This window comes from Oceanobacillus sp. AG (assembly GCF_009746545.1).
Lineage (GTDB): Bacteria > Bacillota > Bacilli > Bacillales > Amphibacillaceae > Oceanobacillus > Oceanobacillus indicireducens.
Window position 1 is genome coordinate 53,992 of record NZ_WOWT01000020.1, and the last position, 25,522, is coordinate 79,513.

Here is a 25,522-nt window from a genome sequence, read left to right on the forward strand (position 1 = left end):
GTATAGGTTAAAAGTTTACCCTTTCTAGCCAACATACTCAAACCGCATATTCTCGCATATACGGATGTTTCACGGGATGGTTTTTCTTAAAGACTGTCTCAGACGGTTTATTCATTAAATACTGCCCTTTTACTAAATTACTCAATGTACTTTGATTTTTGGAATGGTTAACCATGGACGCTCATCGTCCCAGCGAACAGTGACAGGAATTTTAAATGTCTCTGATAATAAATCATCCGTAAGCACTTCTTGTTTTCGTCCAGCCGCAACAATTTCACCATCACGGACGAGCAAGACATGAGAAATTGCTTCTACTATTTCTTCAATATGATGGGTGACATAAAGTAAATGACAATCCCGCTTATTAATATCATTCATCAATCCAAGCACTTCTTCCCGCGACAATACATCAAGCCCGGAACATGGCTCGTCTAAAATCAAAATCTCAGGATCAGCCATGAGGGCTCGAGCGATTAACACCCGTCTCTGTTCCCCTTGCGATAAATCTTGATAATGTTTTCCGCTAACGTAGCGTAAACGTAAAGTCGATAGCAACTCATCCGCTTTTTCCCAGTCCTCCTGCTGCACTTCTTCATATAAACCGATGGAAGCAAACTTTCCGCTTACGATAATATTTTCGACTTTTTCCCGGTTCAAGCTCTGGGAAAATTGTCCAAGTGAATTACTGACATAACCGATTCGCTTCCTTAAATCCGGGATATTCGTTTTACCAAATTCATTTCCAAGAACGGAAACCCCTCCCGCTGTCGGATAATTATATCCTGTCACTATATTTAATATCGAGGTCTTCCCCGATCCATTCAATCCTAAAATGCACCAATGTTCCCCCGATTTCACTTCCCAATTGATATTTTTCAAAATCTCTCGCCTGTTCCTCCTCCAGATTACGTCTTGCAAATGGATAATGCTTTCCATTCCTGATCCCTCCTCTATTCCGATAAATTTAATATAATACTCCACATTGTAGGATATTTCTGAAAACAACTCAATAAATATGATGAGCCTAAGCAAGTGTCTAAAAGTATAAATAAGGGGTTGTCTACCATATTTGATTAGACATCCCCTTTTCTCTTCCTTACTTATTTAAAATCTCGTTAATGAGACCCAATTTCTCTTTTGTTAAACGAACACCGCATACACTTCCTCACTTTCTATAAGTTTCAATATTATATCGCAGCTGATCCAAAAATTTCTTCGCCACATTTGAAAACACTTGATGTTTTTTCCAAATAATATTTAAGTTAACTTCTAATTTCGGCTGAAGCGGTCTAAAACAGAGATTGCTATCCCCCGATGTATTAATAAGTTTATCTAAACATAGTGCGTAACCAATATTTTCTTCCACCATCCGGGCAGCATTGTAAAGAAGATTATACGTCCCGGCAATATTAAAATCTTCAATATTTCTCCCCAACCAGCCAGTCATTTCATTACTGACAGCCGTTTGCCGGGATATGATTAATGGCTTACCAATCAAATCATCCGGTTCAATAAACGACTTCAAAGCTAATGGACTATCTTTCCGCATTAAGACACCCCACACATCGGTAGCTGGTAATTTAATATAATCATATTTTTGTTTGTCGACTGGTTCAATCACGATACCGAAATCTAATATTCCACTATCCAATTTACTCGTAATATCATCCGCATTCCCGCTATAGAGATGGAAATGAATCATTGGATAACGTTCCAGTAGTTCTCTCCAAGTCTTTGCGATAAATTGCATTCCCTCGGTCTCTCCCGCACCAATGTAAATATCTCCACTGATTACTTCTGTGGATTGCTTGAAATTGGCTTCTGTCTTATCAACGAGCTCAACAATTTCTTTTGCTTTTCTTAATAAAAACACCCCTTCCTCAGTCAGCGTGATTTTGCGGTTTCCTCTTGTAAATAATACGGTATCTAATTGTTCCTCCAGGTCATTTAATTGTCTAGACAATGTCGGTTGTGATAAGTGCAATGATTTCGCAGCCGCTGAAATATTTTGTTCATTAGCGACTGCAATAAAATAACGCAACACGCGAATTTCCATAATTCTTCTCCCCCATGCTTTAAACGTATAATAGATTATTTGATATAGGCATTAGATATTAACATCATAACATTTTAAAATGGAATGAGAAAAGATCGTACAAGAGGAGGAAGAGAATTGAACAAACCATATATTATTATCCACACGCACACGGCAATTGACGGAAATATTGATGTCATGGATTTAAAAGAATTTGAAGAAGCAAGTCGACAATATCAAGAACTTTCCTTAGACCCAGAGAAACAGCAATTCAATATCCAAGGCTACCTGAACGGTAAAACGTCCACAGAAGACAATATTACCCTTTATAAAAGGCCCAAGCTGGACAAGAACGCGGAACCTGTACCTGATGGTGACTTTGTAGCTGACGCTGAAGCTCCTATGTATTACTTATCGATCGACCCACGCGGAGAATTAGCCTTTGAAAAAAACAATTACGGTTATGGCGGTGTTCCTGCCCACGTTGTCGAAGTCTTAACCGAGGAAGCTTCAAATGCCTATAAAGATTTTCTTAGAAAAAATGAAATTTCTTACATTATCGCTGGTGAAAATGAAATAGATTATGCTGTCATGCTCGATAAGTTCTATAATCTCTTCCAAATCAAACGGATGATGGTTGGCGGAGGCGGAACGATTAATTGGTCCTTCATCCAAAATGGTCTCGTTGATGAAGTGAGCATGATTCTAGCGCCAATCGCAAATGCTGATCCGGAGGGCAATCGTTTCTTTGTTGCAAAGGAGCCATATTCCAGTATTAAACCAACAGCTTTTGAACTCAAATCCGTTAAAGAGCTGGAGCATGGTACGTTATGGATTAGGTATTCGGTGAAAAATGATTGATAGTCAGTAGGAATCAATCGTATAAAATTTGTAAATGATCATGATAAATGAGTTGAGAGCCTATCATTAAATGGCTCACAACTCATTTTTTATCTGTACCATTCATTATAGCCTCTTAAATCCTTACTAAAAATGATACCATATAATTAAGATTGTTTTACAAATACCAAAATAAAAACAAGGGGGAAATATAACAATGAAACTAGGTCATGTAATTAAAAACAACAAACGATTGCTCAGTCTTAAAACCGAAGATGGGCTTTTTAATTTAAGTGAAGCGGCCACGCAACATAACTTGCCACTCCCACAAACGATCGATGAATTAATTCGTTCCGGCAAAGAAGGAGAAGAGCAACTATCCCATGTCATTGCCGCTCTTGAAGCAAGTAAACAATCCTATTCTTTACATGAAAATGATGTTTCCTTCGCCTCTGTTGTTCTCCACCCCGAAAAAATCTTATGTGTCGGATTAAACTACATCCCTCACGCTGAAGAAGCAGATATGGCGATACCAGAATCTCCTGTGCTCTTCAGTAAATTTAATAATGCATTAACCGGGCACAAGCAAACGATTCCCTTACCTGGGTCCGCTAAAAAATATGACTATGAAGCTGAACTTGTTATTGTGATTGGGAGAGAAGCCAGTAACGTTGCTGAAGATGAAGCCCTATCTTATGTATATGGATATAGTGTTGGAAATGATGTATCTGCACGAGACCTGCAAATGAAGACTGGTCAGTGGCTGCTCGGGAAAACACTTGATGGATTTGCTCCAATCGGACCGTACCTCGTTACAAGTGATGCGATTGATCCAGCAAACCTGAACATTGAGTGTAAGATTAATGGCGAGGTTAGGCAATCCAGCAACACGAAACATATGATTTTCAATTGTGCAACGCTTATTAGTTATATTTCCCAATATATGACATTAAAGCCAGGGGATGTGATCTTCTCCGGTACCCCGGAAGGTGTTATTTTAGGGTATACACCAGAAAATCAAACATGGCTGCAAGCTGGAGATGAAATGGAAGTAACGATTGAAAACATTGGAAGATTAACAAATAAACTTGTCGAGAATTAAAGGAGAGAATTCTAATCTACACACTAGCTTTTGATTTAGACGACACACTCTATGACCGGGCACAACCGCTCAAGAAAGCCTTTCGAGAATTTATCCAAGAAGACCGAATCGATTTTTGGAAGTTCCATGAGATATTTCAGATTAATGGTGAGATAGCTTTCGTTAAGGAGAAGAATCAACTTTGGACGTTAGACCAGTCACATATTTTCCGGATCAAAGAAACACTTAAACAATTAGGGTTAGAGATTAACAATGAACAAGCGATTGTGTTTCAAAAAACTTATGAACAGTACCAACAAGAAATCAAAGTCTATCCACTTATTACCGAAATTTTGGATTTTCTAATGAAGAAAGAAATTTTAAGTATTATCATAACGAATGGACCTAAATTCCATCAGCGCAATAAAATAAGAAATCTTGGTTTAGATAAGTATTTTACACCAGAAAAGATTTTCGTTTCCGGGGAAGATGGCATTGCTAAACCAGACAAAGGAATCTTTGAACTAGCGGAAAAGAGATTCCAACTTAATAAAGCAACAACTTGGTATATTGGAGACAGTTATTCGAATGATATTATTGGTGCCAGGGAAGCAGGCTGGAATTCTATTTGGTTTAACCCAAGAAATGAAAAACGAGAGAAAAATATCGCAACGAGCACGGTCTCTTCTACTTCAGAGCTTTTCGAGTGGATTAAAAGAAAGTTTGACTAAAAGACTTAAAAGTTATAAGCTCAATTGTTGACGGACATAAAAATAATCCCTCATGCACTTTAGCTGATAAGTGAGGGATTATTCACCTAAGCTACCTAGCCCCTCTTGCCGGGGTTCAGTTGATTGTTACCGTAAACGTAACAGCATCTACGGTCTTCTTTATCATATGTCTTTCTATAAAACAGCTTGAATATCAACCGTTTAAAGAATCAAATACTACCTTTAATAACTTTTCCCTTCCACTTTTATTTCTCCGTTTTCAATCCCAACACATAAGCAGGCCCTTTCGTCACAACATCAACAACGATTGCTGCAATTTCTTCGGGACTTTCTCTTTCTTCTGAAACAATCCACCAAGTGATAACTCCTAGAATAGCGGAAACAATTAACTGTATCGTAACGTCTACATGTCTGTTCGATTGAATGTCAGAAAACATCTCCCCCAATTGAGGAAGGAATTTTGTTTGTACTAGTCCAATAAAATAATCTTTAATCAATCCTTCACAGTTTGATTGGATCATAACTCGGAAAAAACGTTCGTTGTTCTCCACACTTTTTAAAATATCCATCACAATAGGACGAAATGCCTCTGTATAAACAACACCTTTTCTAATATGCCTGACTGGTGAAAGGTGCTTGAGCATAATCTCATCCAAATTATCCTTCACACATTCTTCAAGTAACTCGTATTTATCAACGTAGTGTAAATAAAAAGTGACGCGGTTAATCATTGCTTCATCCGCTAGTTCTTGAATTGTAATCGCTTGGAAATTCTTTTTTTCCATTAATGTTATGAGCGCTTGATTCAATGACTTTCTCGTTCGCTGTATTCGTAGATCTTGCTTTTTAGTCATGATTTTCACACCTTTATTAAACAAAAAGACTTATTTTGTAAAATAACTGACAAAGTGCCAACTATTGAATATTGAATAGCCTATCAAGTCTGTGCTACTTTAATTATACAACGTTACGTAATATAAACAACAGCTGTAAATTAATTTGGAGGTGGCTATATGATTGATGTAAGGAATGTAAAACAAACTTACGGCAAAAAGGTTATTCTACAAGATGTTACCTTTTCAATGGATAAAGGGGAAATTGTTGGATTGCTTGGACCGAGCGGATCTGGGAAAACAACACTAATCAAAGCATTAATTGGCATGTCGCGACCAACGGAAGGGGAAATCCACGTACTAGGTATTAAACAACCATCGTTAAAACCTATGAAACAGATTGGGTATATGGCTCAATCCGATGCTCTTTATGAAGAGCTGACTGCTAGGGCCAATTTAGCTTACTTTGGAAGACTCTATGGTCTTGGGGGCAAAAATTTAAAAATGCGAATTCAAGAATCTCTTTCCTTTGTTAATCTTGATTCAGAAACCAAGAAGGCTGTACAACATTATTCTGGAGGAATGAAGCGGCGGCTAAGTCTCGCTATTAGTTTGATTCATAACCCTCAGCTTATCTTTTTAGATGAACCAACTGTTGGCATTGACCCCGCATTAAAACGTGTTTTTTGGAATGAATTTCAGCGTTTACGTGATCAGGGCAAAAGTTTCCTAGTCTCGACTCATGTAATGGATGAAGCAGAACGCTGTGACCGACTATTAATTGTTTCTGATGGTAGACTGATTGATGCTGGCACACCTGAAGCATTAAAACAAACATACGGGACGATTGAGGAAGCGTTTTTGAAAGCAGGTGAAAAATTATGCAAATCTTAACTGTTGCCATTCGGGTCATCCAACAGGTGATCAAAGATAAACGTACGCTTCTCTTCTTGCTTTTAGCCCCCGTATTTGTGCTTGGACTTCTATACGTTATCATGGGAAGCTCTAGTGATGAACCGAATATTGGCATCATCGATCTTGAGCAATCATTACAGGATTCACTGGAAGCCGAAGCGCATATTATCGAGTTTCCCTCAGAAGAAGAAGCGTTACAAGCAATGAAAACTCAAGATATCGATGCATATTTTTATATGGAAGCTAACACACCTTATATTGAAATTGAAGGCGGCGACATTACGAAAAAATCACCAGTGATGCAAGCGATTCAAAGCTCCTTACAAACGTTTCAAAAAGAACGTGCGGAGGAATTGAAAGAAGACTTTGAGGTTATGCAAGATGAGTTAACAATTGTACTCAAGAATATGCAACAACAAACTGGTCAATCGATCCCGATTGATTTTCCAAAAGTCGATTTATTAATGGAAGAACCTGAAATCAATTATTTATACCTCGATGAGAATGCTGATTTATTTGATCAAGTCGCACCTGCTTTAATGGGCTTTTTCATTTTTCTATTTGTCTTCCTTATCGCCGGGATTAGTTTTCTCAGGGAACGCACTTCCGGTACGTTGGAACGGACGCTTGCAACCCCATTAAAACGATCATCTATTGTATTCGGTTATTTTTTAGGTTTCTTTTTATTCGTTACGATACAGACTGTAATCATCCAAATTATGATTGTCGATATTCTGCATGTGGATCGACTTGGCAGTTACTGGCTATTGCTATTTATGAATATCATCGTCGCTACCGTCGCATTATCATTAGGTTTATTACTGTCTACTTTTGCACGCACAGAGTTTCAGTTACTCCAATTCATTCCAGTGGCAGTAATACCACAATTCTTTTTCAGTGGAATTTTTGATTTATCGAACGCTCCTGGATGGGTAACGTTCATCAGTAAAATCATGCCGCTTTCCTATGCGACAGATGCTCTGCAAAATGTCATGATTCGCGGATATGACTTTTCCGACATAGCAAATGATTTTATCGTATTAATCGGCTTTACAATTGTATTTATTTTATTGAATATGCTTGTCTTAAAACGGCAGCGAGCGGCCTAGTATGCAGAGAATTTTCCCACTGTTGCACCACTAGTATTTCACCAGGTATGGTCAAAAACACCCCTAAGTTCGAAAAGTCCATTTGAAGAAGGCAGGAAAAAATTAGCTCCTGTTGACATTGCTCGTGCAGTCGTGTATGCAGTAACACAGCCTGATTACGTTATATGTGAATGAAGTTTTAATTAGACCTAATTAACCCAGGAGGCAGCTATAACAAGGGGACTATACGTAGGCCCCTTGTTTATTCTACACATACATTTTATTAGTTGATATGCTCAAACGAGCGATTAAAGATTAAAACGTCTCTATTCACTCCATTAATTTGGAAACGTGTCCGTTACTATTATGAATTACTTGGTTTCACTAATTATACCAGAGGGAAGCTAACTGTTTCTGACTATGAAAGTTATTAATTACATGAAAAGCAATTATTCCAGATGAAGTTCATAAGCTTTCCGCTCCCCTTCCGGACTTGGATCTACAAAGATTCTTCCGCGATATTCAAAGCCAAACTTCTCAATCAACCCTTGTGTCCGTAAATTCTTTTTATGCGTATCGATCCTGAAATTTCGGAATCCTTGACTATAAGCTAATGTGAGCAAGTTGGAAAAGAGATAATTCGCTAGACGCATTCCTCTGAATTCATTAGAAATAGCTAACCGGTGTATCGTTGCATAAGGATGCAAGTCATTATTCCATGAGCCATCATGGATAATCTCATAGTTTGGGTCAGGGTCTGTCAGTAATGCAGCAGTCCCTGCAATTTCACCATTAACAATTAGAAGCTGACCATAGCCTTTTTCAATATCTTGAAGGATTGTTTCCTCGCTCGGATTTCCATTTTGCCATTGCTCACTGCCATCCGCTTTTAGTAACGCTCTTGCATGATCAATAATCGTCATAATATCTGCTAAATCTTGTTCTGTTGCTTTTCTAACAAAAATCGTACCCATCCTTTTACCTCGCTCATTAAAATTTTCATTTTAAGTTAAGAATAAAGGTTGGACAGTTTTTGTCAACAAAATAATTTTAAAAAAAGAAGCCCGAGAAAATAAAAATCAGCTAGAAGTCTCATTTTTTACTAGAGACTTCGAGCTGATTTAGGAAATTCTATCTTATTCAATTATAGGAATAAACCTGCAATCGTTGCAGATAGGATAGAAACAAGAATGGAACCAAATAGGAGTTTCAAACCGAATCTAGAAACGATACTCGCCTTCTCTCCATCAATCCCTTTCACTGTTCCAGCAATAATTCCAATAGAAGAGAAGTTAGCAAAGCTTGTTAGGAAAACGCTGACGATTCCAATTGTTTTCTCAGACATGGTCTCCATCAATGGCTGGAATTCAAGCATTGCAACGAACTCATTCGTTACAATCTTCGTTCCCATAATAGACCCTGCTTCAATAATTTCACTCGGCGCAATCCCCATTAAGAAGGAAAGCGGTGCAAGGATATATCCTAGGATTTGTTGCAATGTTACACCTGCTAGGACTGATTCAATTAACCAGTTGACTAGCTCCAATGATGCAATAAATGCAATCAAGTTAGCCGCAACGATTAATGCAATTTTACCACCGTCGAGTGCACCATTCCCCATCGCTTCAAATACACTCTTTTCTGTGCTGACATCTTGAACATCCACGACGTCCTCTTCTTTCGGCACATTAATTGGAGCAATAATCGATGCAATGATTAAACCACCAAACATGTTTAATGGTAAGGAAACAAGGATATACTCTGCCGGCAAAATCTGGATATAAGCTCCTATAATGGAAGCTGATACCGAACTCATCGCGGAAGCACTAACCATGTATAATCGATTATCTGTCAAGTGGTGAAACTGTGCCTTAATCGCAAGTAAAGCTTCCGATTGTCCAAAGAAGATACTATTTACCCCGTTAAAGGCTTCGATTTTTGGAATGCCGGTAACCTTAGACACCAAGCCTCCAACCCATTTAATAATCGTTGGTAAGATTTTTAAATAGTTTAAAACGGAAAGAAGTGTGGCAAAGAATACAATAAGCAATAGTACGTTAAAGAAGAATACGCCACCCTCTTGGAGTTCAAACCCACCAACAACGAATCCAATTCCTTCTTGTCCAAATTCAATCAGTTTGTTAAATACAGCGGAAATGCCATTAATAATCTTCGCTCCAATTTCTGTCGCGAACATAAACCACGTAATAAGTAGCTGTAAAGCTAGCATAATTCCAATACCTTTAAAATTAATGTTCTTCTTATCATTGGAAAATAGATATGCTAAGCCAAGGATAACGGCAATCCCTACGATACCTAGGATGATATCCATTATTTTTCCTCCTTTATTAGCCGCTTCAACTGAAACAGCTTACATTATATAAGAAATAATTCTAACTATTTCCATTTATCTGCGTATGATTGGACGTCCTACAAGTATAGTGCTGGATTTTGCTTCCAGAGCTTCTGGAAGCGTAAAATATGCTTCGGTTTGAAATGGTTCACTCGCTCAATTTATACTCTTTTCCGCAATACGTTAAATGTTATTTGATCCGAACGGAAATAATTAATCGAATAAAGTACAGGTCGATTCGACTCATCAAAATGAACCTGTCGCAACACAAGAAGCGGCGTATGCTTGTCACAGTTCATGATTTTTGATATTTCGTCGTGATAGGCAATTGTATTGATCTGAGACCTGGCATGGTTAATTACAATCCCAGCTTCACCTAAGGAGTTGAAAATTGATTCTTCTCCCAGTTTATAACCCTTAGGAAGAATACTATCCGGAACTTTATCAATACAATAAACTAAAGGGACTTCATCTGCCGTCCGAACACGTTTCACTAGGAAAACCTGCTCGTCCTCCTCCAATTCCAACTCTTCTATATCATCTCGATGCGGTCCGACAATACCTGTAAATAAGATTTCTGTTCCTGGTTTTTTTCCTTGTCTTTCAATCAATTCAGTAATACTGAATAGTTCTTCAATGCCACCCTGGAATACAGGTACCCGATTTACGAATGTGCCAATCCCATGTTTACGGATAATAATATTTTCTTCTTCTAGTATTCGTAATGCTTCCCGTAATGTGTTCCTTGATACGCCAAGTGCCTTTGCCAAAGCTGTTTCGGATGGCAATTGTTCTCCCGGTTCAAGTTCACCATTGTTTATCTTTTCTCTGATTTGTTCGATAACAATCAAGTAACGCGGTTTTTGATAGTGACTTTTCAATGAGCGCTCTCCTCTCCATTTTCATATTGTATAGCATGGTCAGAACGCTTTCAATAGAAATTTTGATATTAAACCCGGAGAAAAGGATGGATTCTATACTTAGAATCCCCTTTCCTCCAGTTATATCGCTTGTAATACGAAATTAATAAGGAATAACAGGGTAATGATATATAGTGGCATGGATACTTCTTTGCGTTTGCCTACTACAAGTTTTGCTAGTGGGTAAGCAATGAAGCCGAATGCTATTCCATCCGCGATACTGTATGTGAATGGGATCATTATTATGATGATCAGTGCAGGAAAGGCATCTGACAGATCCTTAAAGTTAATGTTTTTAATATTAAGCATCATAAGTCCACCAATTATAATTAAAATTGGCGATATTGCTGTGCTTGGAATTAACTTAATGACTGGAATGAAAAGAGATGCTACAAGAAATAGGAACCCAGTCACAATCGATGTAATTCCTGTCCTGCCACCTGCTGCAATTCCGGCAGCTCCTTCAACCGTAGATACCGTTGGGCTACTACCAAACAATCCGCTTAACATCGCTGATATGGAAACAGAACGGATAGCTGGGGTATATTGTTCATCCCGCTGTGCCTGTTTTAGTTGGCCACTTATCAAACCAATATTTTCAAACACGAGAACCATCGTCAGGGAAAATACTGCAATCCAAAATGTAATGGACATGATCCCATCGAAAGACATCGCATTGAAAACACCCGCATAATCAGCCAAGGATAAGTTAGCTCCTCCAGCTTGGTTAAAATCAATCAGACCAAACATCCAGGCAATCATCGTCCCAACTAAAATGGTGATGAGGAAATGTCCCGGTATGTTACGGAGGAATAATCCAAGCGCTATAATAAATGTAAGGAAAAATGCTAATACTTCAAGGCTCCCGATATCACCAAGCGCAATGATGGAATGTTCCCCACTCACAATAATGTGACTCTTCTCTAAACCAATAAGTGCAAGGAACATCCCTAAACCAACCGTAATGGCCTCTTTTAACGCATTTGGAATCGACTGAGCAAGAATCGTTGCTAATCGTGTAAATGATATGAGGACAAAAATAATCCCCGCTACAAATACAACCGCCAATGCTTCCTGCCAGGTTAGTCCCATGGCATGGACGAACGTATACGTGAACATCGCATTCAATCCCATGCCTGGAACAAGAACCAAGGGCACATTCGCACCGAATCCGACAATGAAACAGCCGACCATCGACGTTATAATTGTTGCCCAGACGGCACCTTCAATCGGCATTCCAGCATCCGAAAGTATCGTCGCATTTACAACAATGATATATACAATTGCAAAGAATGAGATCAATCCTGCTAGGATCTCTTGCTTTACATTTGATCCTTTATCATAAACTCCAGTTATTCGATTTAATTTATCTTTCACACTGTCTACTTCCTTCTATAATTCCCTCGGCCCGCCCAGTCGTTTGATCGTTATTCCGTAACGATTTTAATCCCGGAACTTGCGCCGATTCGACTAGCACCGGCATCGATCATAGCGTGTGCATCTTCCTTACCACGCACACCGCCAGAAGCTTTTACACCAATATCCGGACCAACTGTTTCACGCATAAGTTTCACATCTTCAAGCGTGGCTCCTCCAGTAGAGAACCCAGTTGAAGTCTTCACGTAATCTGCGCCTGCTTTTACAGAAAGTTCGCAAGCTCGAACCTTTTCTTCTTCTGTAAGTAAGCTCGTTTCGATAATTACTTTGACAAGTGCTTTACCTGTCGCGGCATTTACAACCGCACGAATATCATTTTCAACTGCTTCATCGTTTCCAGCTTTCAACTCGCCAATATTAATGACCATATCCACTTCGGTCGCACCATTTGCAATTGCATCCTTTGTTTCAAATGCTTTCGTTTCCGGTGTGTTGGCGCCTAGTGGAAAGCCGATAACGGTACAAACTTCTACGTCTGTTCCTTTTAATTGTTCCGCTGCTTCTTTCACCCAAGTTGGATTTACACATACGGAATAGAAGTTATATTCCTTTGCTTCCTTACATAAAGTTATGATTTGCTCTTTCACTGAATCAGCTTTGAGCAACGTATGGTCAATCATTTTCGCGATATTCTCTGTCATTTTCTCACCTCATCTTATTTATGGGAACTTGGTAAACGGCGTACGATGCCTCTAACTAATTTGAGGAAATCCGCTTTTACTTTTTCTGTCGTTTCCATTACTTCTTCATGGGATAGTGGCTGGTCTAAGATTCCTGCAGCCATATTCGAAATACAGGATATTCCAAGCACTTTCATTCCGCTATGCTTAGCGACGATCACTTCCGGAACGGTAGACATTCCGACCGCATCCCCGCCTACTTGTTGCAGCATCCGAACTTCCGCTGGTGTTTCATAGCTTGGCCCACTATTCCAGACGTAAACACCTTTTTGTACCGGAATTTCTAGGGTTTCAGCAACCTCTTCCATTAGTTCCTGGTATTCACGATCATAGGCAGTTGACATATCCGGGAAACGGACGCCAAGTTCCGCATCATTCGGACCGATTAACGGATTTATTCCGACATTATTGATATGGTCCGTGATCATCATTAAATCTCCTGCTTCAAACGCTGGGTTCACTCCACCAGCCGCATTCGTGACGATTACCTTGTCAATCCCTAGCTGTCTCATCACCCGAACCGGGAAGGTCACTTCATCTAAACCGTAACCTTCATAGAAATGGAAACGCCCTTGCATAGCAAGTACCGTTTTTCCTTCAAGTTCACCAATAACAAGTCTGCCAGCATGCCCTTCCACCGTCGAAACCGGGAAATTGGGTATATCCTCATACGTTATCTGTACCGGATTCTCTATTTCCTCCGCGAGTACGCCAAGACCTGAACCAAGAATAAGACCAATTTCAGGACGTGCTGCCAATTTACCGTTAATAAACGTTGCAGCTGTTTCAATTGCTGTTTTATTCATGTCTCTCCCCCTCACTTTATTTCATTTAAAAAGCTTTGCCCGAACTTCGGACTTGTAACTTGAAAGTTGTCTGCGACCGTCTCGCCAAGATCGGCAAATGTTTTCCGTAACGGTAGTTCTTTTCCTACTGTTATTCCCTTATGATGGACGAGTAATGGAACATATTCTCTCGTATGATCGGTTCCATGATGGACGGGATCATTTCCGTGGTCAGCTGTAATGATGAGTAAATCATCTTCTCTTAACTTCTCAAACACTTCTGGAAGTCTTGCATCATATTCTTCCAGCGCTTCTCCGTAACCTTGAGGATTACGGCGATGACCATACTTCGCGTCAAAGTCAACTAGGTTTAAGAAGCTCAAACCAGTAAAGTCCATATCCATCGTTTCCAGTAATTTATCCATACCATCCATATTAGATACGGTTCTTAGAGATTCTGTTACGCCTTCTCCGTCGAATATATCGGAAATCTTACCAATTGCAATCACGTCATAGTTTGCATCTTTCAATTCGCTCATTACGGTCCGCCCGAATGGTTTCAAAGCATAGTCATGACGATTTGCTGTGCGCTCGAAGCTGCCAGGTTCTCCGATAAACGGACGGGCAATAACACGACCAACCATATACTCCGGATCATTCAATACTTCACGGGCATACTCACAGATTTCATATAATTCCTCAAGCGGAACAATGTCTTCGTGTGCAGCTATTTGTAATACGGAGTCGGCTGATGTATAAACAATTAGCGCACCTGTATCCATATGTTCTTTCCCAAGCTCTTCGATAATCTCCGTTCCCGATGCCGGTTTATTTGCAATCACTTTCCTGCCGGATTTCTCTTCTAATTTTTGAATGACTTCGTCAGGGAATCCGTCCGGGAATGTACGGAACGGCGTATCAATGTAAAGCCCCATGATTTCCCAGTGTCCTGTCATCGTATCTTTTCCAGCAGAAGCTTCCTGCATTTTTGTATAATGTGCAAGTGGTTTTTCTACAGGCCCAATGCCTCTTAACTCGTGAATATTGCCTAGCCCTAATTTCTCCATATTTGGCATATGAAGCCCATCCATATGCTCGGCAATGTGACCAAGAGTATTCGCTCCTACGTCATTATATTTCTCAGCATCCGGTGCCTCACCAATTCCAACAGAATCCATCACAACAACAAATACTCGCTTAAATGTATGACTCATTAATCTTCACTCCTTTAAAAATGTTGTTCTTTTATTCATAAATGACATCATAGATTAGGGGTTTTTTCTCTATCTTTTCTTTGGAAACAGAATAGGATCCATAAATCTTATCGATCACATCTTTTACATCTTCCCGGTTACTATGAATTGTCACAAGCGATTCGCCTTTTTTCACTTCATCACCGATCTTTTTATTCAACACGAGTCCAACTGCTAAATCAATTTCGGATTCCTTCGTTAGACGTCCCGCTCCAAGTAAGCTTGCTGCAATTCCTATTTCATTCGCAATGATTTCTGATACAAAGCCATCTTCTTTTGCTTCCACTTCAAATGTGTAGGAGCTCTTAGGTAGTTTTTCCGGCGCATCGACAATCGATGCATCTCCGCCTTGCGCTGTAATCATTGTTTTGAATGTTTCAATCGCTTTTCCTGAGTTAATTGCTTCCTCAAGCATTTCTTTCGCTTGTTCAATGGAATCTGCTTTCTTACCGAGATAAACCATCCGGCTGCCGAGCTCAAGACAGAGTTCATGTAAATCTTCCGGCCCTTCTCCTCGAAGTGTGTCAATGGCTTCTTTTACTTCAAGCGCATTACCAACTGCAAATCCTAAAGGCTGGTTCATATCCGAGATAACCCCTATCGTTTCTCTTCCAGCTCCATTACCAATTTGTACCATCGCATGGGCTAATTCCTTGGAATCTTCCAATGTCTTCATAAATGCCCCAGAGCCTGTCTTCACATCAAGTACAATTGCATCTGCACCGGAAGCAATTTTCTTACTCATAATCGAACTTGCGATTAAGGGAATCGCATTTACCGTAGCCGTTACATCACGTAAGCTATAAATCTTTTTATCAGCAGGTGTTAAGTTACCACTTTGGCCGACAACTGCGACTTTGTTTTTATTCGTAAGTTCAATGAATGTTTCCGGTTCGATTTCAACTTGAAAGCCTGCAATAGATTCCAGCTTATCAACCGTACCACCTGTATGCCCTAGACCACGGCCGGACATCTTCGGAACAGGAACACCTACAGCGGCTACGAGTGGTGCAAGGATTAATGTTGTTGTATCACCCACCCCGCCAGTAGAGTGCTTATCGACTTTCACACCGTCAATTTCTGATAGATCGACTTGGTCTCCAGATTCAACCATCGCTTTTGTTAAATTTACCCGTTCTTCTGTCGTCATATCCTGGAAATAAACAGCCATTAGGAATGCGGACATTTGATAATCAGGAACTTCACCATTTGTATACCCTTCAATTACAAATTCAATTTCCTCTTTTGTTAATTCCAATCCATCACGTTTCTTCTCAAGAACATCTACCATTCTCATGTGGAAAGCACCTTCCTTTTTATATTATGTTTTACGGTTTCAAATACTTTTATCCAACAAAGCAACTGACTACTTATAGGACGTCCAACAACTACTAATTAGAAAGCCCTTTCAGTCGTTCTACAACCAGTATATGATTGGACGTCCTACAAGTCAACTGTTTTATTATTCAAACATTTCGGTTTGACTGGTGAATGTGAATATAATAATAACGCCATAATAAACAACTGGTTTCTTATACAAAAAAAGGAATTGGAAGCTTTGAGGTAGCTCTCCAATCCCTAATCTAAATTTGTTTATTATTCTACTCCACTTTCTAAAGTATAAAATTTATTCAAGAAACTAGTTTCCTATCGGACTTCTACAAATCCCCACTTGAGAGCCTTTCTGATTCAAGATTTTTTTCACATTTACAATTGCATTCCCTTGATAAACCTGCTCTAAAATCATGGCTCTTTCCTTTATTTCTTGTTCTTTCTCCTGTCGCCCTTCTAACAATCCGCGAAACCAATTATTGATTACTCGTGGCGCTATATTCCCTGCAATAGACGATAATCGGTCATAGCCATAAGCTATTTTCTCCTCTAAATCTACCTCTCCACCTGCATAAAAATAAAATTCATTGCGCATGAGATGCTTTTTAATTGCTTCAACTTTTTCTTTAGCCCCGGCATCCTTAATTCCCAAGACTAATTCACACTTGCTCAATTCGAGAATACTACCAACGGAAAGATCGAAACCAGTTCTTTTCGGATTGTTATATAAAATGGCAGGTTTCTTACTTCGTTTCATAATACTCTTTGCATAGCTTACAGCTTCTTCCTGTGTCGGTAAGATATAGGGCGGAAAGCCAAGCATAACTCCCGCGATTTTTGTCTCTTGAATCCTTTCCGCAAGTTCCTCCGCTTTTTTCTGCCGAACGGAAGAAACACCGAATATGATTTCCATCTCGTTAATGAGTTCTTCTTCCTCTTCTAAGCGGTTAAGGAGTTCCATTTTCTCTTGCTGGTTTAAACTATGCTGTTCTCCGGTTGTTCCTGAAACAAGTACAGACTTTATCCCTTGTTTATAAAGGTTTCGTATATGGTTGATCGTTCCATCTAGATCCAGTGATTCATCTTCTAAAAAAGCTGTCGGTACGGCAATATGAAACTGTTCATTTAGCATCCTGTTACCTCCATTTTCTAGTTATCGATAACGACATCCCGACCAGCGAGTACTCCCGTTATCACGATGATTATTCCAATCGCTATTAATACGATAATCGGCGCCGTCCAGCTGCCCATTACATCATAAAATCCCCCAAATGCAATTGGTCCCGTTGCGGCGATAAGATAACCAATCGATTGGGCCATCCCGGATAAATCAGAAGCTTCATAACCATTTCTAGTTCGTAATGTAAAGAACATCATCGATAAGCTGTACCCACTGCCACATCCAATCCCAATTAAGATAGCGGAAATGATGAGTATACTAAGATTGCTGCTAAATAACCCCGCTGAACCGAGGATGAAAACAATACCCGTGAACGCTCCTAATAATTTTTGGTTTTTCATTCGGTCGGCGAGCACTGGAATGATAAAGTTTACTGGAATAATGCCTAATAACATCACCGAGATGATCAACCCTGCCTGACTAAGCGAATAACCATGAGACTGTAAAATATCAGGCAGCCAGGTTAGTGGGGTAAAGTACATCAATGATTGAAAACCCATAAAAATTGTTACGTTCCAAGCTGTAGCAGAAGTCCACATTTTTGTCTTTTTCTGTTCGACATTTAAGTCTGGTTGGGGCTGTGGATTTCTTACTTGCGGATACCAAACAATGAGCGCAATTAGGATTAATGCGACCCAGATTCCCAAGGAAACTCTCCAGCCAAATCCTTCAATATTCGATAATGGCACACTAACCCCAGAAGCTAGTGCACCAAATATATTCATAAATATCGTATACAGACCTGTCATTAAGCCGATTTTAAAGGGAAAACGCATTTTTATAAGACCTGGAAGCAACACATTTCCAAAAGCAATCGTAATCCCGATCAGAGCGGTCCCAATAAATAATGTGCTAATTCCATTGGCAGACCGAACAACAACCCCAAGACCTAATATCATCATCGCTAAAAATATCGTCTTTTCCATACCGAACCGGTTTGCGATTTTCGGTACAAATGGGGAAACAAACGCAAATGCCAGTAGCGGTAAAGTTGAGATTGAGCCCATCACCGAACTGCTTACGTCTAAATTATCGCGAATAACCGGCACCAGTGAGCCAATTGATGTGATGGGAACACGTAAGTTAGAAGCAAATAACATAATTCCTGCAACTAATAGAAGGCTGATTGTCTCATTTTTCCTTCTCTGTTCTGTACCTAATACCATTTTATTGCTGCCCATGTATCACGAACTTATTCTAATGCATGTGACAAATCCTCTTTCAAGTCTTCTATATTTTCAATTCCAACAGAAACACGTAATAAATTTGCTGGTGCCATCGTTTTATCTTTTTCAACGGAGGCGCGATGTTCAATGAGACTATGTGTCCCGCCTAGACTTGTTGCACGTGTAAATATTTTTACCTTTGCTGCAACTTCCATTGCTTCTTCCTCGCCGCCTTTTACTTGGAAAGATAACATCCCACCGAATGAACTCATTTGTTTCGCTGCAATCGCATGCCCTGCGTGACTAGCAAGGCCAGGATAATGGACCGCTTCAACTTTTGGATGAGCCTCAAGAAATTGTGCAAGTTCTAATGCATTTTCACAATGGACCCTCATCCTTGGCGAAAGCGATTGGACACCCCGGAGAGCCAGCCAACAATCAAACGGTGAAGGAACTGCACCTTTTTCATGCTGCCAAGCACGCAAATTTTTCAAATAGATACTATCAGACTTAGCCACAATTGCCCCAAGCATTAAATCACTATGACCTCCAATATATTTCGTCACTGAATGAAGGGAAAAATCAACTCCATATGAAAGTGGACGTTGTAAAGCTGGGGTTGGCCATGTATTATCGACGACTGTATAAGCCTCTGCTTTTTGTGCAATCTTCGTAATTGCTTCGATATCGACTATTTTAACAAGCGGGTTAGATGGTGTCTCCATCCAGACAAGACCCGTCGGCGCATCTTGTATCACCTTCTCCACTTCAGCAAGATTCGTCATATCTGCGATGGCAATATCGAATCTCTTTCCAATATCCGTCTCAGATATAAGTGCACGAATACCGAAATACATATCATCCGGCATCACAACCCGGCGTGGTAAATCTTGCGGCAGTGCCTCGATTATAGAGGAAATCACTGCCATCCCGGAAGCATAAGTCACACAGTCAAAACCGGATTCAAGCGATGTCAGGCACGCTTCCAGTGCTCGACGATTCGGATTATCCCCGCGACTATACATGAAATCATTTGTATACGAGCCATCTGCAGCTCGTTCATATGTAGTAGATAAATGAAGTGGACTCGTCACTGCCCCAGTTAACGGGTCTATTCCTCGCCCAACATGAATTGCCTTTGTTTCAAAACGCATATAATTTCCTCACTTTCAAAATTTTTGTTGTCTATTCATTTAATACTATAGTAAATCTTGATATTTTTAAAGTTTCTGTTATTAATTACCTATATCGTTTGTTGGATGAATAAATTTGTCATTAACCGAACTTCCGCAGACTGAAACACAAAAAAACCCCACCAGCTCATGAGGCGGGGTTCATTTAGATTATCCTATGTTCTTTAAGAGTGCCTGGCACTTCCTTATAGTGCAGACTTATTATTAAATAAGTAATCCATCAAACTATTATAAAAAGGTACTTGATCCGTGACCAAAAATACCGGTAGCATTGCGATCACAACAATTACCGTAAGATTAGCCAAAAAAAACTTTATCACTCCGTTTCCCAATGTTTTCATACAATTTGCCCCTTTCAGAATTTACGAATAGTATAACACTATACGTTATGCGAAACAATACCTTTGTTCACATTTCCGTCACAATTTTAATGCATTTATTTTAATATATTCAATTTTTACCCGATTTAATTGGAATTAAACAGATTTTTTTCAAAAAAATGCCCCTACCATTAATCGGTAAGGACATGTTTTCCTGTTTTATCCTTTTATATTTAATACTTCACCATCTGTCAGTTCAATTAATTGGACAGGTGTCATTTGAAACACAGCTTTCGGATGTCCTGCGGCGCCCCATATATCTTCATATTGAAGTAAATCTTCATCAATGATAACTTTAATCGTCGCATCCTGAATGACTGGCGACACACCGCCTATCGCAAAGCCAGTTTTTTCTTTCACAAATTCCGCATCTGCTTTTCCTAATGTTTCACCGATCAACTGCCCTAAATGCTTTTCATTAATCCGGTTGGAACCACTGGCTATAACGAGCAATGCGTTGTCGGATTCTTTCAATTTAAAGACAATCGATTTCGCGATTTGCGCAACTTTACACCCTAGTGCCTCAGCGGCTTCCTTTGCGGTTCGCGTGCTATCTGCAAGCTCAATTACTTCATTGTCATATCCCTTCGCAAGCAGAGAATCTTGTACAACTTGCGCGCTTTTCTTTAATTTCCCCATTGTCTGTAATCCCCTCTTTTTATCTTTTATTATAACTAAATATTTGAAAATATACAGAGGAAAAACTTCACTGCTCATTCTGGAAACTTTTTCTTTGATTTCCATTTCCATTGTCTCGAACAAGATTAAGAAAGACCTCTAAGGCCCTCGTCCGGAATGGAGATTTTGTAATAATCGAGAATTCTCGTAAGAGCGGGAGACCATCAATCCCGATAATTTTTAAATCTCCATATCTCACTTCTTTTTGAATCGCCCACTTGGATAGCAGGCTAATTCCAAGACCGGCCGCTACCGATTCTTTAATCGGCTGGGTACTGCTAAAATGCATGAACCGGCAAGGATTAATTCCATAAATTTGAAAAAGCTTCTCTGTTGCTTCTCTCGTTCCAGACCCCTTTTCCCGGACAATCCATGTTTCATTTTCAAGATCACGATGCGTTAAACCTTCTTTACTACACAGTTTGCTTGTCGGGGAAGCAACAATAAACATTTCATCTTCAGCAAACGGTTCTATATGAACATCTTTCCTGTTAAAATGCCCTTCGACAATGCCTGCATCAAGTTGGTGACCCGCAACTAAATCTGCAATCCTGACCGTATTTCCAATTGTTACAGTCGGTTCAATATCCGGGTAATTCCTCTTTAGCTCAGCGATCATTCGCGGCAGAACATATTCCCCAAAGGTATAGCTCGCTCCAATGGCTAGGGGACCATTGGCTTTATTCGTTAAATCGTCCACCAGGTTCTGCATCGTTGTATATAAACCTAAAATTTCCTTTCCATAATGATAGACAATCTCACCTGCTTTATTTAAATGAACGTATTTGTTCGTCCTTTCCAATAAACGCATGCCGATTTGATCTTCTAATGCACGAATATATTGACTCACAGCAGGTTGTGTCATGTAATGTGCTTCTGCCGCTTTAGAAAAACTTTTCTTTTCAGCAACGGTTATAAATAGTTGTAAATGTTTATCCATCATCTCGCCTCCTTACCTATTCATTTTCTCTTATTATAACTAATTACTTATGATAATCATTACTATATTTTATTTTTCTTATGAACTTTTCTTAGCTATGCTAGGAAAAGGAGGGGTTCCATGACGAACAATGCAAAATCATTTCCTTATTGGTTAGCTGGTATCGCATTTACCTTTTTTATTGCTTTACTCGGCTATTTATTGGCACTCGTACCAGGATTTCAGCCCGTTGGCCAATTGGCTTGTGCAATCGTTATCGCTGTTCTTTACCGGCAGCTATTTGGTTATCCGGAAATATTACGAGCAGGTATTACATTTTCGACGAAGAAGCTCCTACGTTTCGCTATCATTTTATATGGACTGAAATTAAATATTAATACCATATTCCAAGATGGCATTGGATTGCTCTTCCGTGACGCCATTGTTATAGTCTTTGCAATTGGTCTGATGATGTTGCTAGCGAAAGCGTGGAAAGCAGATCAAAATATTTCATTTTTACTCGGGGTGGGAACTGGGATTTGTGGAGCTGCTGCCATTGCTGCTGTCGCGCCAATAATAAAAACAAAGGATGAAGACACGGCAATCAGCGTCGGTATTATTGCGTTAATGGGAACGATTTTCGCAATTGGATATACATTAATTAAGCCGTTATTACCATTCAACGCAATTGATTATGGAATCTGGTCGGGGATCAGCTTACATGAGCTTGCCCATGTTGCAATCGCGGCAGAGCCAGCTGGAGAAGAGGCATTAGCTATGGCACTACTGGCGAAATTGGGTCGAGTATTCCTACTTGTACCGTTCTGCTTCCTTCTTATCTATTTTCTTAAATTCAAGCGAAATGGGGAGCAGACACGGGAAAAGATAGAATTCCCTTGGTTCTTGCTCGGATTTATTTTAATGAGTATGTTAAGTAGCTATGTGCTTGGTAGCATCCTCCCTGTTCCTGTGAAGCTTTTAGAAGGCGTGAGTACTGCAACAACCTGGATCTTGACAGCAGCCATGGTTGGCCTTGGATTGAATGTAAGCCTGAGAGACTTACGTACAAAAGCATTAAAACCATTCATTGCAATAAGCATCACTTCTATTTGCCTATCTATTTTTGCTTATTTTATAATTTAATTTGCGTATTAAAATTTAGAACTGCTAAAAGCCATACAACACAATAGCTGTATGGCTCCTTCTTCTACTCATCATTTATCCAACCTGATGCTGTTTGATTAGCATCTTCTAGCGGCAATGTTTGTTTCACCCTCTGACAGAAAATGTTATTTCATCTTTTCAAACTCCTGTATCATCAATTCATAATTCAAAGCACCAAAGGCTTTATTATGAATTGTCCCGTCCGAGTTGATCAAATAGGAAGTTGGGATCGGCTGAATGCGATACGCCTCCGCTGCAGCATTCCCTTCATCGGTATAAACAGAAAAGGTGAGTCCATAATCATCGATAAACTGATGAACATCATCAAGGCTCGTCTCTGTTTCAATTAAATTAACTGCAATAATTTTTATATCTGTATTCTGATGGAACTTCTCCATATCCGGCATTTCCGCACGGCAAGGCGGGCACCAAGTTCCCCAGAAATTCAGCATGACACGTTCCCCGCGGAAATCAGATAACTGCACCTCTTCCCCGTCCATTGTCTTCAGTTTCACGTCAGGTGCCATATCACCGAAATCGAGCCCTTCCTCTTCAGTACTCCCATTTACTGCTATATCGCTGGCCACACTCGCACCTTCTTCTCCGCTTGTTTCTATTTCAGACCCATCCACATCATTCTCCTCTACAGTTGCCGTATCAGCATCTCCGACAAATTCATAGACTGCCCAGCCAAACATGAGAACAAATACAACAATAAGAATTAACTTTTTCATCCCAAAAGCCTCCTAATATTATCCTAGCCTTGATAACCATGTATCATCAACAATATCAAGTAAGAAACCAGTAATTTGTGGCATCAGTCCTAAGAACAAGACAAGCCCCATGAGAATCATGACGACCGCACCGACCTTCATAATGGTGCCACTATGGCGCACAATCCATCTTGTGGAACCGAGGAAAAAGCTTAAAACAAGAAACGGCAACGAAAAGCCGACAACATACATCACCGTGTAAAAAATACCTTGTCCAGGATTGCTAGCTGCTAGTAGTAAAATAGATCCGAAAATCGGTCCAATACATGGCGTCCATCCAGCCGCAAATCCAAGACCTATTAAAAATGTTCCAATGTAATTCGCCCGCTTCTTCGTATATTGAAAACGCCTTTCCTTCATCAAGCTTGGAATTGTAATCCAACCACCCACAAAGAGCCCCATGAACATGATTAGGATGCCCGCAATCCGCTGAATAAACAACCCTGAATCTCCTATCAGCAATCCTTGCACCCACTGTCCAAACAATGACGCACTTGCTCCAAGGCTAATGAAGACAAGCGATACGGCAATTAGAAAGATTAAAGAATGACTAAGGATTTCCTTTCTGATTTTTGTATTTTTACTTCCTTGTAACTCTTTCACACTGATTCCTGTTATATAGGACAGGTACGCTGGAAAAATTGGAAGTACACAAGGAGATAAGAATGATAACGCCCCTGCACCAATCGCAAGAAATGTGCCCGCAATCAATAATGTATCTGCTTCAATTCCGCCCACGACGATCCCTCTTTCTTAAAATAATAATGATATTTATTGTAAAAAATAACCAAACAAACCAAGGTGCTATTATATAACCGAACACGGTAACAAATGGTTGTATCGAATAAAGAATGAACACTCCGACAGACCAAACTACCAGTAACATGATGAACAGCAGCTTGTCAGGTAATTGATCATGTACGATGTAATATAAGATAAGAAGCAAGGAGATTAAAATAAAGTATCCAATTGTACCACCAGTTTGAAGCCAAACGAGGTAAATAAATTCATACAAAAAAGATGCGACTAAAATTACGGGAATAAATGATTTTATAAATGGGGCAGCATTTATTTTTCCCCTCTTTACTTTTATAAACAGGATAATCCCACTGATTAGAATAGCGAGATAAAATGCTTTAGAATCACTCGGGTAAGCAAGCACTGCCAAAGGATCTTGGATGAACAGCTTCAGATTCGTTAAAATTTTCCCGATCCAAATAAAGATGACAACATTTATCAACTCTGAAACCATCTGTTCGATATGTATTTTTTTATTGTTTTTAGATAAATCACTCGTTATATAAAAGAAAAGAATACCCCCTGCAAAACTCAGAGCAAATACACCTATAGGTATTAATTTACTTATTAGCGCCAATAGCTTTTCTCCTTTATACCATTGTTCTCTAGTTAAGCATACACTTTGATTATGAACGTTCGATGAAAATATTAAATTATTCAGTGGAGTGATGAAGTAAAGTTTGTTTTAAAAGGAAGGAGATAAGTCTGCGAGTATTCGATGATGCATTTAAATTGTCCTTAAGTTCCGTTCAGTAAAACATAAGAACGAAAGAAAAAGCCCGTCTGAAGTTAATTTTCATCTTGGGCTTTAGTTATTAGAGTGCTCAAGCCTTTCTTTTTTAATAGTTTATGATCTTACTATTATTACTCAACTTTCGCAGCCCAAACTAGGCAGGTATACCTTGATATAGTTAGGTAATCCCGCAAACCAATACTGTAGTTGACTTTTGATTAACTTTTTGAATTTCTTGTTCGTTTTATTCAAAGC

Annotated in this window: 25 protein-coding genes; 6 read left to right on the forward strand and 19 right to left on the reverse strand. The window is 39.5% G+C overall.

Annotation, left to right across the window (positions count from 1 at the left end):
• Positions 1-141 precede the first annotated feature (141 nt).
• Together GN217_RS11815 and GN217_RS11820 are read right to left on the reverse strand one after the other, a co-directional pair.
• The gene (locus tag GN217_RS11815) at positions 142-936 is read right to left on the reverse strand and encodes an ABC transporter ATP-binding protein (protein WP_156856887.1); all 795 of its coding nucleotides are present in this window, start codon (positions 934-936) and stop codon (positions 142-144) included.
• A gap of 229 nt (positions 937-1,165) precedes the next feature.
• Positions 1,166-2,056 carry a LysR family transcriptional regulator gene (locus GN217_RS11820; protein ID WP_156856888.1) on the reverse strand — a complete coding sequence of 297 codons (891 nt, stop codon included), beginning with the start codon at positions 2,054-2,056 and terminating at the stop codon, positions 1,166-1,168.
• A gap of 117 nt (positions 2,057-2,173) precedes the next feature.
• On the opposite strand from GN217_RS11820, the gene GN217_RS11825 reads away from it, so the two are divergent.
• The 3 genes from GN217_RS11825 to GN217_RS11835 all read left to right on the forward strand — a co-directional run bounded on the left by GN217_RS11825 (position 2,174) and on the right by GN217_RS11835 (position 4,687).
• A complete protein-coding gene (locus GN217_RS11825; RefSeq protein ID WP_198042643.1) occupies positions 2,174-2,896 on the forward strand; it encodes a dihydrofolate reductase family protein in 723 nt (240 codons plus the stop codon).
• Between the two features lie 196 nt (positions 2,897-3,092).
• Positions 3,093-3,977 carry a fumarylacetoacetate hydrolase family protein gene (locus GN217_RS11830; RefSeq protein WP_156856890.1) on the forward strand — a complete coding sequence of 295 codons (885 nt, stop codon included), beginning with the start codon at positions 3,093-3,095 and terminating at the stop codon, positions 3,975-3,977.
• Positions 3,978-3,991: 14 nt separating this feature from the next.
• Complete coding sequence (locus GN217_RS11835; protein WP_232334420.1) at positions 3,992-4,687, forward strand: HAD family hydrolase; 696 nt, start codon at positions 3,992-3,994, stop codon at positions 4,685-4,687.
• 245 nt (positions 4,688-4,932) lie between these two features.
• Here the strand turns inward: GN217_RS11835 and GN217_RS11840 are convergent, their stop codons facing one another.
• Complete coding sequence (locus GN217_RS11840; RefSeq protein ID WP_156856892.1) at positions 4,933-5,541, reverse strand: TetR/AcrR family transcriptional regulator; 609 nt, start codon at positions 5,539-5,541, stop codon at positions 4,933-4,935.
• A gap of 159 nt (positions 5,542-5,700) precedes the next feature.
• Between GN217_RS11840 and GN217_RS11845 the strand changes: the two genes are divergently transcribed.
• Positions 5,701-6,414 carry an ABC transporter ATP-binding protein gene (locus tag GN217_RS11845; RefSeq protein WP_156856893.1) on the forward strand — a complete coding sequence of 238 codons (714 nt, stop codon included), beginning with the start codon at positions 5,701-5,703 and terminating at the stop codon, positions 6,412-6,414.
• Positions 6,402-7,544, forward strand: a complete 1,143-nt coding sequence (locus GN217_RS11850; protein WP_156856894.1) for an ABC transporter permease — start codon at positions 6,402-6,404, stop codon at positions 7,542-7,544. The genes GN217_RS11845 and GN217_RS11850 overlap by 13 nt, the downstream gene beginning before the upstream one ends.
• A 428-nt stretch (positions 7,545-7,972) precedes the next feature.
• Here GN217_RS11850 and GN217_RS11855 read toward each other — a convergent pair whose 3' ends face one another.
• From GN217_RS11855 to GN217_RS11915, 13 genes are all read right to left on the reverse strand, one after another.
• The gene (locus GN217_RS11855) at positions 7,973-8,497 is read right to left on the reverse strand and encodes a GNAT family N-acetyltransferase (RefSeq protein ID WP_156856895.1); all 525 of its coding nucleotides are present in this window, start codon (positions 8,495-8,497) and stop codon (positions 7,973-7,975) included.
• Positions 8,498-8,667: 170 nt separating this feature from the next.
• Entirely contained in the window at positions 8,668-9,855 is a 1,188-nt protein-coding gene (locus GN217_RS11860) for a NupC/NupG family nucleoside CNT transporter (protein ID WP_156856896.1), read from the reverse strand.
• A gap of 182 nt (positions 9,856-10,037) precedes the next feature.
• The gene (locus tag GN217_RS11865; protein ID WP_156856897.1) at positions 10,038-10,757 is read right to left on the reverse strand and encodes a GntR family transcriptional regulator; all 720 of its coding nucleotides are present in this window, start codon (positions 10,755-10,757) and stop codon (positions 10,038-10,040) included.
• Between the two features lie 120 nt (positions 10,758-10,877).
• Positions 10,878-12,173 (reverse strand): NCS2 family permease, encoded by a 1,296-nt coding sequence (locus tag GN217_RS11870; RefSeq protein ID WP_156856898.1) that lies wholly within the window; start codon positions 12,171-12,173, stop codon positions 10,878-10,880.
• 50 nt (positions 12,174-12,223) lie between these two features.
• The gene (gene deoC / locus GN217_RS11875; protein WP_156856899.1) at positions 12,224-12,874 is read right to left on the reverse strand and encodes a deoxyribose-phosphate aldolase; all 651 of its coding nucleotides are present in this window, start codon (positions 12,872-12,874) and stop codon (positions 12,224-12,226) included.
• A 14-nt stretch (positions 12,875-12,888) separates the two neighbouring features.
• The gene (locus GN217_RS11880) at positions 12,889-13,719 is read right to left on the reverse strand and encodes a purine-nucleoside phosphorylase (RefSeq protein WP_156856900.1); all 831 of its coding nucleotides are present in this window, start codon (positions 13,717-13,719) and stop codon (positions 12,889-12,891) included.
• An 11-nt stretch (positions 13,720-13,730) separates the two neighbouring features.
• On the reverse strand, positions 13,731-14,912 hold the full coding sequence (deoB, locus tag GN217_RS11885) for a phosphopentomutase (protein ID WP_156856901.1): 1,182 nt from the start codon (positions 14,910-14,912) through the stop codon (positions 13,731-13,733).
• A gap of 31 nt (positions 14,913-14,943) precedes the next feature.
• Positions 14,944-16,248 carry a pyrimidine-nucleoside phosphorylase gene (locus GN217_RS11890; RefSeq protein ID WP_156856902.1) on the reverse strand — a complete coding sequence of 435 codons (1,305 nt, stop codon included), beginning with the start codon at positions 16,246-16,248 and terminating at the stop codon, positions 14,944-14,946.
• A gap of 342 nt (positions 16,249-16,590) precedes the next feature.
• On the reverse strand, positions 16,591-17,415 hold the full coding sequence (locus GN217_RS11895; RefSeq protein WP_156856903.1) for a dihydrodipicolinate synthase family protein: 825 nt from the start codon (positions 17,413-17,415) through the stop codon (positions 16,591-16,593).
• A gap of 17 nt (positions 17,416-17,432) precedes the next feature.
• Positions 17,433-18,644: a CynX/NimT family MFS transporter gene (locus GN217_RS11900; RefSeq protein ID WP_156856904.1), complete on the reverse strand. Its 1,212-nt coding sequence runs from the start codon at positions 18,642-18,644 to the stop codon at positions 17,433-17,435.
• Between the two features lie 11 nt (positions 18,645-18,655).
• Positions 18,656-19,783 (reverse strand): trans-sulfuration enzyme family protein, encoded by a 1,128-nt coding sequence (locus tag GN217_RS11905; protein WP_156856905.1) that lies wholly within the window; start codon positions 19,781-19,783, stop codon positions 18,656-18,658.
• A gap of 578 nt (positions 19,784-20,361) precedes the next feature.
• Positions 20,362-20,841, reverse strand: a complete 480-nt coding sequence (locus GN217_RS11910) for a YbaK/EbsC family protein (protein ID WP_156856906.1) — start codon at positions 20,839-20,841, stop codon at positions 20,362-20,364.
• Positions 20,842-20,908: 67 nt separating this feature from the next.
• Complete coding sequence (locus GN217_RS11915) at positions 20,909-21,820, reverse strand: LysR family transcriptional regulator (RefSeq protein ID WP_156856914.1); 912 nt, start codon at positions 21,818-21,820, stop codon at positions 20,909-20,911.
• A gap of 120 nt (positions 21,821-21,940) precedes the next feature.
• On the opposite strand from GN217_RS11915, the gene GN217_RS11920 reads away from it, so the two are divergent.
• Positions 21,941-22,942 (forward strand): YeiH family protein, encoded by a 1,002-nt coding sequence (locus GN217_RS11920; RefSeq protein ID WP_156856907.1) that lies wholly within the window; start codon positions 21,941-21,943, stop codon positions 22,940-22,942.
• A gap of 146 nt (positions 22,943-23,088) precedes the next feature.
• Here the strand turns inward: GN217_RS11920 and GN217_RS11925 are convergent, their stop codons facing one another.
• Genes GN217_RS11925 through GN217_RS11935 form a run of 3 tightly spaced genes read right to left on the reverse strand, consistent with a single transcriptional unit; the run spans position 23,089 to position 25,111 of the window.
• A complete protein-coding gene (locus GN217_RS11925) occupies positions 23,089-23,697 on the reverse strand; it encodes a redoxin domain-containing protein (protein WP_156856908.1) in 609 nt (202 codons plus the stop codon).
• 18 nt (positions 23,698-23,715) lie between these two features.
• On the reverse strand, positions 23,716-24,474 hold the full coding sequence (locus tag GN217_RS11930) for a cytochrome c biogenesis CcdA family protein (RefSeq protein WP_156856909.1): 759 nt from the start codon (positions 24,472-24,474) through the stop codon (positions 23,716-23,718).
• Positions 24,461-25,111 carry a hypothetical protein gene (locus tag GN217_RS11935; protein ID WP_156856910.1) on the reverse strand — a complete coding sequence of 217 codons (651 nt, stop codon included), beginning with the start codon at positions 25,109-25,111 and terminating at the stop codon, positions 24,461-24,463. The genes GN217_RS11930 and GN217_RS11935 overlap by 14 nt, the downstream gene beginning before the upstream one ends.
• Positions 25,112-25,522 lie beyond the last annotated feature (411 nt).